9 protein-coding genes are annotated in these 9,222 nt (G+C 75.3%); 4 read left to right on the forward strand and 5 right to left on the reverse strand.

The features are described 5' to 3' along the window. Nucleotides 1-539 precede the first annotated feature (539 nt). Entirely contained in the window at nucleotides 540-1,817 is a 1,278-nt protein-coding gene (locus tag WDV06_RS34640; protein ID WP_395513793.1) for an NAD(P)/FAD-dependent oxidoreductase, read from the forward strand. Here the strand turns inward: WDV06_RS34640 and WDV06_RS34645 are convergent. Continuing rightward, the gene (locus tag WDV06_RS34645; RefSeq protein WP_395513794.1) at nucleotides 1,777-2,445 is read right to left on the reverse strand and encodes an AAA family ATPase; all 669 of its coding nucleotides are present in this window, start codon (nucleotides 2,443-2,445) and stop codon (nucleotides 1,777-1,779) included. The genes WDV06_RS34640 and WDV06_RS34645 overlap by 41 nt on opposite strands. A gap of 371 nt (nucleotides 2,446-2,816) precedes the next feature. Here WDV06_RS34645 and WDV06_RS34650 point away from each other — a divergent pair, with 371 nt between their 5' ends. Then, nucleotides 2,817-3,287 carry a lamin tail domain-containing protein gene (locus WDV06_RS34650; protein WP_395513795.1) on the forward strand — a complete coding sequence of 157 codons (471 nt, stop codon included), beginning with the start codon at nucleotides 2,817-2,819 and terminating at the stop codon, nucleotides 3,285-3,287. Between the two features lie 89 nt (nucleotides 3,288-3,376). Beyond that, nucleotides 3,377-4,291, forward strand: coding sequence for an NAD-dependent protein deacetylase (locus WDV06_RS34655; protein ID WP_395513796.1), 915 nt, complete (start codon nucleotides 3,377-3,379; stop codon nucleotides 4,289-4,291). Between the two features lie 2 nt (nucleotides 4,292-4,293). Here the strand turns inward: WDV06_RS34655 and WDV06_RS34660 are convergent, their stop codons facing one another. The 4 genes from WDV06_RS34660 to WDV06_RS34675 all read right to left on the reverse strand — a co-directional run bounded on the left by WDV06_RS34660 (nucleotide 4,294) and on the right by WDV06_RS34675 (nucleotide 7,865). After that, complete coding sequence (locus tag WDV06_RS34660) at nucleotides 4,294-4,830, reverse strand: hypothetical protein (protein ID WP_395513797.1); 537 nt, start codon at nucleotides 4,828-4,830, stop codon at nucleotides 4,294-4,296. A 208-nt stretch (nucleotides 4,831-5,038) separates the two neighbouring features. Continuing rightward, nucleotides 5,039-6,112: a chitinase gene (locus tag WDV06_RS34665; RefSeq protein WP_395513798.1), complete on the reverse strand. Its 1,074-nt coding sequence runs from the start codon at nucleotides 6,110-6,112 to the stop codon at nucleotides 5,039-5,041. Between the two features lie 218 nt (nucleotides 6,113-6,330). Next, nucleotides 6,331-7,335: a BtrH N-terminal domain-containing protein gene (locus WDV06_RS34670; RefSeq protein WP_395513799.1), complete on the reverse strand. Its 1,005-nt coding sequence runs from the start codon at nucleotides 7,333-7,335 to the stop codon at nucleotides 6,331-6,333. 29 nt (nucleotides 7,336-7,364) lie between these two features. Beyond that, a complete protein-coding gene (locus WDV06_RS34675; RefSeq protein WP_395513800.1) occupies nucleotides 7,365-7,865 on the reverse strand; it encodes a DUF5990 family protein in 501 nt (166 codons plus the stop codon). 237 nt (nucleotides 7,866-8,102) lie between these two features. On the opposite strand from WDV06_RS34675, the gene WDV06_RS34680 reads away from it, so the two are divergent. After that, nucleotides 8,103-9,050: an NmrA/HSCARG family protein gene (locus WDV06_RS34680; protein WP_395513801.1), complete on the forward strand. Its 948-nt coding sequence runs from the start codon at nucleotides 8,103-8,105 to the stop codon at nucleotides 9,048-9,050. Nucleotides 9,051-9,222 lie beyond the last annotated feature (172 nt).

Below are 9,222 nucleotides of genomic sequence, written 5' to 3' on the forward strand. Positions count from 1 at the left end.
CCCCCCCCCCCCCCCGCCGCCCCCCCCCCCCCGCCCCCCCCCGCGCCCCCGCCCCCCCCCCCCCCCCCCCCCCCCCCCCCCCCCCCCCCCCCCCCCCCCCCGGCCGGGCGCACGGGCGCGCCCCCGCGGCCAGGTCGGCGGCGGTGGGCGTGGTGGTGCTGCTGATCGGGCTGCCGACCGTGTTCGCCACTCCGGGGGACAAGAACCGGGTGCTGGTCCCGGTCCCGGGAGCGGTGACCGTGGTCTGGTCCTGCTCCAGCCGGTGGCCGCCGTCGCCGCGTCCTGGGCTGCCTGGCCGGTGTGGGCGGCGGTGACGGTCACCCTCCTGGGGGGGCCGCCTGTCTGGTGAGGGAGCCCCCTCCCGGTGGGCCCGTCTGCTGCGCGCCGCGGCGTGACGCCTCCGGTCCCGGCGCCCGGACGGATGCCCGGGCCGGGCCGCCGGGCGCGTCCGGCAGGGCCGGGCGGGGGCCGCGCATAGCCTGACGGTCCGGGCGAGCCGCAGCGGCCCGGGCGGCGGGAGACGGGAAGGCAGGACGTTCATGAGCCAGGCAGGGGCCGACCGGTACGCGTACGACGCGGTGGTCATCGGGGCGGGGGCGGCCGGACTGGCATGCGCCTCGGACCTGGGCGCGGCCGGACTGCGCGTGCGGCTTCTTGAGGCCGGGGACGCGGTCGGCGGCCGGATCCGTACCGACCGGGTGGCGGGCTTCACCACCGACCGCGGTTTCCAGGTGTTCAACACCTGCTATCCACAGGTCAGGCGCCGTCTCGACCTGCCCGCCCTGTTCCTGCGGCCCTTCACCCCCGGAGTCCTGGTGCACACCGACGCCGGGCGGGTCCGGCTCGCCGACCCCACCCGCCGCCCCCGCGACGGCATCGGCCTGCTGACCGGAGGGCGGATCGGGGCGCGTGACGCGCTCGCCTTCGGCGTCCTCTCGGCCCGGGCCCTGCTGGAGCCGGCCTCCCGCGTGCGGGCCCGGCCGGACGTCACCACGCGGACGGCCCTGGCCGACGCGGGCCTGTCCGAGGAGTTCGTCGAGACGTGCCTGCGGCCCTTCCTGTCGGGCGTGTTCCTGGAGGACTCCCTGGAGACCTCCGCCCGCTTCTTCCACCTCGTCTGGCGCAGCATGCTGCGCGGCACCCTCTGCCTGCCCCGCGACGGGATCGGCGCGGTACCGGCGCAACTGGCCGCGGGCCTGCCCCCGGGCGTACTGCGCACCTCGTCGGAGGTCTCCGCGCTGACTCCGGACGCGGTGGTGTGCGGCGACGGGGAACTGCGGGCGCGCGCCGTGGTCGTCGCGACCGGGGCCGGTGCGGCGGTCCGCCTGCTGCCCGGCCTGCGGGCGCCGGAGGGGCGGACCGTCACGACCCTGTACCACGCGGTGGGGCGTTCCCCGCTGGCCGAACCCACGCTGCTGGTCGACGCGCGCCGGCGGTTCCTGAACTCGTGCGTCCTCACGGAGGTCCAGCCCGGGTACTCCGGTGACGGCAGGGCCCTGGTGTCGACCTCCGTGCTCGGGGCACCCGGTCCGGCGGAGGAGGCCGCGGTGGTCTCCGCCCTGGCCGAGGCGTACGGCGTGGACACCGGGACCTGGGAGCCCGTGCACCGCGTGACGGTGCGCCACGCACTGCCCGCCATGCCGCCGCCGCTCGCGCTCACCCGGACCACCCGCTTCGCCCCGGGCCGTTACGTCTGCGGGGACCACCGTGCGACGGGTTCGCTCCAGGGAGCGCTCGCCTCGGGGGCGCGGGCGGCCCGCGAGGTGCTCGCCGACCTCAGGGGCGCGGCTCCCGCCGTGGCGGGGGCGGTCCCGTGAACCGGGCGCGGGGCGAGGAGTCGCGCAGCCGGCGGTCGAGGAGGACCACGGAGGCGAACCCGGTGACCCCGGCCGGGCCGCTTCCGTCGATGCCGGCGAGGAGGGCCGCCAGACCCCGTTCGTGGGTGGCGAAGACCCGGGGCGAGGTCAGGCGCCGGCGGGCGCGCTGCCCCGAGAGGGCCTCCTCGGCTCCGACGTCGAGGAGCACCATGTGCGCCGGCCGTCCGGTCCGGTCGGCGCTGCGGGCAAGCCAGCGGCGCAGCCAGGGCCGGCTGCCGCAGTCGTGGACGAGCAGCGGCCCGGAGCCGCGCATCCGCCCGCGTACCGTGCGCAGGTGGTGCAGGCGCGCGACGGGGCGGTACACCGCGTAGGGGAGCCAGGAGGGCATGAACGCCTCGCAGGAGGCGCGCGTGCGGCGCGGGTCGAGCACGGTCCCCGAAGGGGCCCACGCGCGCAGCAGGGTGCTCTTCCCGCTGCCCGGGAGCCCGGCTATGACGACGACCGCGTTCCTCGGGTAGGACAGGCGTACGGCCTCGTCGGTGCGGCCCCTCAGATCGACTATCCCCTGCGGGGAGATGTCGCGGACGGAGCGCCGTCCGTGGTCCACGGCTGACTTCGCGTCGTTCACGTCAGGGCCGGCCTCGGCCGCAGCGGACGGTACATCGTGGCTCCTACTCCCATGCCGGGGGGCGGACGAGGGGCCCGGGCGTCCCCCGACACCGGGGTGCGGTGTCCGGCCCGCCTCGACCCTATCCGGCCCCCGGGCGCCCCCGTTCGCCGCGGGTGCCGGTCCGGCGGGCCGCCTGGCCTGGCCTCTTCCCCGCCCCTACAAGGGAGGGTCACGGAAATGTCTAGTTTGGGCAATACGTCATGTCTACGCAGGTTTGAGGAGTCGGCGAGGACCAGAGTGTGGCTCCTCGGCAGGACGCCGGGACTGTTCGGAGCCCGCCCGGGCCGCCACCAGGCCGGGCCGTGCCGACCGTTGAAGGAGCCATCCGCATGTCCGCTTCCCTCACCACCCGCCGCACCCTCGCCGCCGTTCTGGCGGCCGGCGCCCTGATGGGCGCCGCGTCGGTGCCGGCCGCCGCCGACGACCACCACCGCGACCACCGCGGCGCGCACTCCGCCCTCGTCATCGGCGACGTCGGGAACGCCGGCCGGGGGCACGACGACCGCGCCCTCAACGGCGAATGGGTCGAGGTGAGGAACACCGGCCGCCACAGCGTCAACCTGCGGGGCTACACCCTGACCGACCAGCAGGGCAACCGCTACCGCTTCCACGACCTCCGCCTCGCCGGCCACTCCGGCGTCAGGGTCCACACCGGCAAGGGCCGTGACACGCGGCACGACGTCTACCAGGACCGCCGCCGGCAGATCTGGGACGAGCGCGACACCGCGACCCTCCGTGACGACCGCGGCGCCGTCCTCGACTCCAAGTCCTGGGGCCGGCGCGGGCACCACCACAGCTGAGCGGCTCCTCCGGCTCCCGCACCCGGGCCGGGTACGGGAGCCGGGCCCCGTGCGGGCCGTCCGGGCCGCCGGGTTCGTACCCTGGGGGCATGCGTACGCGTCCCACCCTGGACTGGACCCCCTCCGGGGACCTGCCCCCGGGGACCACGGATCTCCAGCCGGTCGCCGATCTGCTGGGCGCCGGCGGTGTGCTGGTCCTCAGCGGGGCGGGAATCTCCACCGAGTCCGGCATCCCCGACTACCGCGGCGAGGGCGGCAGCCTGAGCCGGCACACCCCGATGACGTACCAGGACTTCACCGCCGGCGCCCCGGCCCGGCAGCGGTACTGGGCGCGCGGCCACCTCGGCTGGCGCACCTTCGGGCGGGCCCGGCCCAACGCCGGGCACCGGGCCGTGGCGGCGTTCGGGCGCCACGGCCTGCTCTCGGGGGTGATCACCCAGAACGTCGACGGGCTGCACCAGGCCGCCGGCAGCGAGGACGTCGTGGAACTCCACGGAAGCCTGGACCGTGTCGTCTGCCTCTCCTGCGGGGCCCGCAGCCCGCGCCGCGAACTGGCGCGGCGGCTGGAGGAGGCCAACGCGGGCTTCGAGCCCGTGGCGGCCGGGATGAACCCCGACGGTGACGCCGACCTCACCCAGGAGCAGGTCGCGGGCTTCCGCGTGGTGCCGTGCGCGGCCTGCGGCGGTGTCCTCAAGCCCGACGTGGTGTTCTTCGGCGAGGCCGTTCCGCCGCAACGCGTCGACCAGTGCCGCCGACTGGTGCGGGAGGCGGCCTCCCTGCTGGTCCTGGGCTCCTCGCTGACGGTGATGTCGGGGCTCCGGTTCGTCCGCCAGGCGGCAGAGGCCGGGAAGCCGGTGCTGATCGTCAACCGGGACCGGACCCGGGGCGACCGGCACGCCGTCACGCGGGTCGCGCTCCCGCTCGGGGCGGCCCTCACCACGGTGGCCGACCGGCTGGGCGTGCCCGTCGACGGCGGGGCGGCCGGCGGACCGGGACAGCCCTGAGGTCAGCCGGCCGCGGGACGGCCGGGCAGCCGGGTGCCGCAACCGGAGCAGAAGCGGGCGTCGACCTCTATCGCGTGCCGGTGGCACCGGGCGCAGACCAGGTGCAGGGAGCACGACCGGGCCGCGGGAGCCGGGGCGGCGGGAGCCTCGGGGGCGAGGACCACGTCGGGAGCAGCCGCGGAAGCCCCGGCCGGGGGCGGCGGGGCGATGCTCATGCCCCGGCGTTTGCGGTGGACGGTCAGCACGACCAGGCCCTTCGGGCCGGCCAGCAGGCCCCGGGTGGCTCCGCGGGGCAGCAGGCCCAGGAACCCGGGCGCCAGGTGCGACTGGGTGCCGTTCAGGGTGAGGATGCCCGTGCCCGAGACGACGACCAGCATCACGTCGACCTCGTCCTCGGTGTACTGCGTCCCTCCGGCGCCGGGGAGGTGGCGCACCAGGTTGGCGTCGAGCTGCCGGTCGGTGCCCCTCAGCCGCCACAGCGCCCCGCTCTGGTTCTCCACGGCCGCCGCGAGCAGCCCCGCGACGGTCGCCGTCTGCATCGTGTGCTCCACCTCCACCAAGGCGCCCTTTCCACGTCCACCCGGGTTCGCCCCCCCATGATCCCGCACCGGCGCACCGGCTCGGGACGGGGAGCAGCGCGGGTCACCGCCGAGGGGGGCTCTCGGCGTACTGGCGTTCCCCCCGGGGAGCGGGCGTACGACCGGGTGCGTCCGGAGCGCCGGAGCGGTGAGGTGCCCCGGTCCGGCGTCAACGCCCCTGGAGCGCCCTGACGTTGTCGCCGAACGTCCAGTTCCGCGACCCGTCCCAGTTGAGCGACCAGGTCATCAGTCCCTTGAGCCGGCCGCCGTAGGCGTTCCACGCCTGGGCGACCAGGCTCGGGGCCATGTAGCCGCCGCCGGCGCCCGGTTGGGCCGGCAGGCCCGGCACCTGCTTGTCGTAGGGCACCTTGATCGTGGTGTTCTGGACGACCAGGCCCCGGTCGAGGCAGTCGGTCTGGGCCTGGAAGCCCGCGACGGTACCCGCGGAGTAGGAGTCGCCGCCGCAGCCGTACATGCTGCCGTTGTAGTACTGCATGTTCAGCCACCACAGGCGGCCGTTGTCCGCGTACTTCTTGACGACGGGCAGGTACGCGCCCCAGATCGAGCCGTAGGCCACACTGCCGCCGGTGACGTAGGCGGTCTCGGGAGCCATCGTGAGGCCGAAGCCGGCCGGCATCCGGGCGAGGACTCCGTCGATGATGCGGATCAGGTTGGCCTGTGACGGGGACAGCCGGCCGATGCTCCCGGAGCCCACGAGACCGGTCTCGATGTCGATGTCGATGCCGTCGAAGTTGTACGTCTTGAGGAGGGGGACGATCGTCTCCACGAAGCGGTCGGCCACGGCGGTGGAGCCGAGGTCGATGCCGGCCGCCGCGCCGCCGATGGACATCAGGACGGTGAGGCCGTCCTGTTTGGCCTGGCACACCTCGGCGGGGGTGGGCACCTTCACCGTGTTGTCCATCCCGTCCTCCCACAGGACGGTGCCGTCCGCGCGGATGACGGGGAAGGCCGCGTTGATCACGTTGTAGCCGTGGCCGCGGATACGGCTGTCGGTGAGGGGGATCCAGCCGAGGGGCGGGTGGACGCCGTTGGCGGCGCCGTCCCAGTTCTCCCAGTACCCCTGGAGCACCTTGCCCGAGGGCTTCGGCCGCAGGGCGCAGGTGTCCGGGGCGGTGCGGGAGCCGGCGGTCGGCGGGGCGTCCGCCGCGGCGGGTAAGGGGACGAGCAGTGACGCGGCGAGGCCGAGTCCGAGTGCGAGCAGGCGGACGGTCCGACGGATCATGGGGGTGCTCCCTTCGCGCCGTCCGCGCCTGGACGCGCGGGCGGGCGGGCAGGCCGGGGTGACCGGGAGATAAGGACGACCGTGAGCGCGAGCGCCGTGCGGACGGGACGCCCGGGAGCGTTCGCGGGGCGAGGTGCCTCAACGCCTCAACGTAGGTTTGGTCCAGACCACCCGTCAAGAGTGGCGGCAAGGGGGCCCGCTGCCGCCACGCCGACCCGTCAGCCCGTCAGCGACCGGACCGCCTGCCGCTCCAGGTCCAGGCAGCGGTCCACCCGCCGCGCGCACGCGTCGAAGAGCTCACGCCGCTGAACGGGGCCGGCGTCGGGGGCAGCGTCCCGCGCGAGGCCGGCCAGCTCCGACCACTGGCCGGCCGATTCCCGGAACAGCGCGGCGGCCTCGGAACGGCCGACGAGGTCCAGGAAGTCCGCGTACAGCGGCCTGGTCGCGCCCGGGGACGTCCACTCCTGCTCCAGTCCGGCGTACAGCCGGCCCGTGGCCGCGCGGAAGGCCTCCGGCGTGCCGCCGAACCGGTGCTCCCAGCCCGTGCCGGTGTCGGCCTCGCGCAGCTGGGCGGCGAGCCTCTCCATGCCGCTGAAGCCGAAGTTCACGTCGAACGCGTTCCCCAGCACGGGCCCGGTGAGGTGCCTGACGGTGGAGGCGATCGCCCCCGCCACGTCCGGTTCCCCCTCGGGCGGTCCGGTGGGCACGATCAGCTGGTGGCGGCCCTTGCGGTGTGCGGTCCAGGCGGCGCCGAACCGCTCGCGGTCGATGCGGTACGGGGTCTCTGCGCCGTCCTCGACCAGGAGTTCGTCGCCGTCGTACCCGGCGATGACGACGGTGTGCGCGTCGGTGCCCGTCATCTCGGCGTCCGGGTCGGGCCCGTGCCAGGGCAGGGAGGCCCGGTCGACCACGCAGAAGGCGGGCTGTCCGGCGTCGAGCGCGGCACGGACCCGGCCCCAGCGGGGGTTCATCGCCCGGGTGGCCTCGTACGGGACCCCGAGGCGGCCGAGCGCCACCTGGGCCCAGGGCTCCGGGTGCGCCTGGGCCACGATGGTGGCGATGGGCGGCCTGCCCTCGTACGCGAAGACGAAGTACATGAAGCCGATGCCGCCGGCGAGGCCGGCGACGAGCTCCTCGTCGTGGACGCTGCCCAGGGCGTGCCGGATCAGCGAGGCCTCCCGGTGGCGCCGGGTGCCGAAGTCTTCGTATACGAGCACGGTCATGCGGCCACCCTAACCTCGGAAACAGCAGCTCAGCACCGCCCTTGACCGCGGCCGGGCGCGGTCCAGGCGATGTGCGGCGGGACGACGCGCGCGCACAGGGGCCGGCCGAGCGCGTCGGTGAGGCCGAGACGACCGACGAGCAGCCCGCTGTGCACCGCGGCGAGCAGGGTCTCGGCGGGCACCGCGCCGAGGAGGAGCTTCGCCCGGCGGAACATGGTGAACGTGCCGGTCTCCCCGACGGCGCCCCAGGACAGGTACACGAACCGGTCTCCCGGACGGCCCTGTACGTACGGGCCCGTCACGTCCGTCCCGGCCGGAGAGGGGGTCGCGGTGCACTCCAGGGTCCAGCTCGCGCGGGCGGCGTTCCCGGGCTGCGGGGCGAGGAGCCCGGCGGGGCGGTCACGGCGTTGTACGGCGACGTGGACGTTGCGGTAGCCGGGATCCGCGTCGGCGCCGTGGGCGGCCGGGACCGCCGGGCAGGTGGATCCCGGCAGGTCGTGGGCCTCGATGCGGATGCGCAAGACGGTCATCGTCCGTCCTTCCCCGGGCGCGGTGGGCGCGGTGGCCCGCACGGCACCGCCCTCCCGGTGGTGTGGTCTCGCGGTCTCGCGGCCGACCGTAGCCCCTCCGGTGGGCGTCCGTCCCCGGGGCTCGGCGGTCTCCGGCGTGTGGCCGTGTCGGGGGGACGGCGGGCGCCGTAGGTTCGCAGCACAGCGTCCGCGTGGTGCGCGGCGGCGGCTCGGCAGAGTGCTCGGGAGAGAGTGGTCATGAACGGGAAGCGGATCATCACGGTCTTCGGCGCGACGGGGCAGCAGGGCGGGTCCCTGGCGCGGGCGGTCCTGGAGGACCCCGACGGCGGGTTCGCGGTGCGGGCCGTGACCCGTCGGCCGGACTCGGACGCCGCCCGGGAACTGGAGCGGCTCGGGGCGGAGGTGGTCGCGGCCGACCTGGACGACGAGGAGAGCCTGGCGGGGGCGCTGCGGGGAGCCTACGGGGCGTACCTCGTGACGAACTTCTGGGAGGACATGGACGCCGCGCACGAACAGGCGCAGGCGGCCGCGCTGTCGCGGGCCGCCTCGCACGCCGGGGTGCAGCACGCGGTCTGGTCGACGCTGGAGGACACCCGGGAGTGCATCCCGACGGAGGACGAACGGATGCCGACGCTCCAGGGCCGGTTCAAGGTGCCGCACTTCGACGGAAAGGCGGAGGCGGACCGCTTCTTCCTCGACGACGGCGTCCCGGTGACGTTCCTGCGGACGACGTTCTACTGGGAGAACCTCTACGGGGCGTTCGCCCCGCAGCGCGCCGAGGACGGTGCGTTGGAGCTCGTCTTCCCGATGGGCGACAAGCGGCTGTCGGGCATCGGGGTGGAGGACATCGGACGGACGGCGTACGCCCTGTTCCGGGGCGGTACGGACTTCATCGGGGCGACGGTGAGCATCGCCGGCGAGCACCTGACCCTCACGGAGATGGCCGCGGCGATGACCGACGCCCTGGGGCGGCCCGTGCGCTACCGGCCGCTGACCCCCGACGCCTTCCGGGCGCTGGGGTTCCCGGGGGCGGACGAGGCGGGGAACATGTTCCAGTTCTACGCCGACTGCGAGGCCCGGTTCGTCGCCGCCCGGGACGTGGACGCGGTCCGTGCGCTGCATCCGGGGCTCCAGGACTTCGCCACCTGGCTGGCGAACCACCGGGACCGGTTCGGCTCCGTCTGAGCCGTACGCGACGGGGACGCATGCCACGGGCACGCACACGGCGACGCCCGGCGGGGGGTCCCGCAGGGCGTCGCCTGTGTCTGCCGTGCTGTGGTGGCGGCTTAGTACCAGTGGTTGGCCTGCCAGAAGTTCCAGGCGCCGACCGGGCTGCCGTAGCGCTCGTTCATGTAGT

This window comes from Streptomyces racemochromogenes (assembly GCF_044129415.1).
Classification (GTDB): domain Bacteria; phylum Actinomycetota; class Actinomycetes; order Streptomycetales; family Streptomycetaceae; genus Streptomyces; species Streptomyces racemochromogenes_A.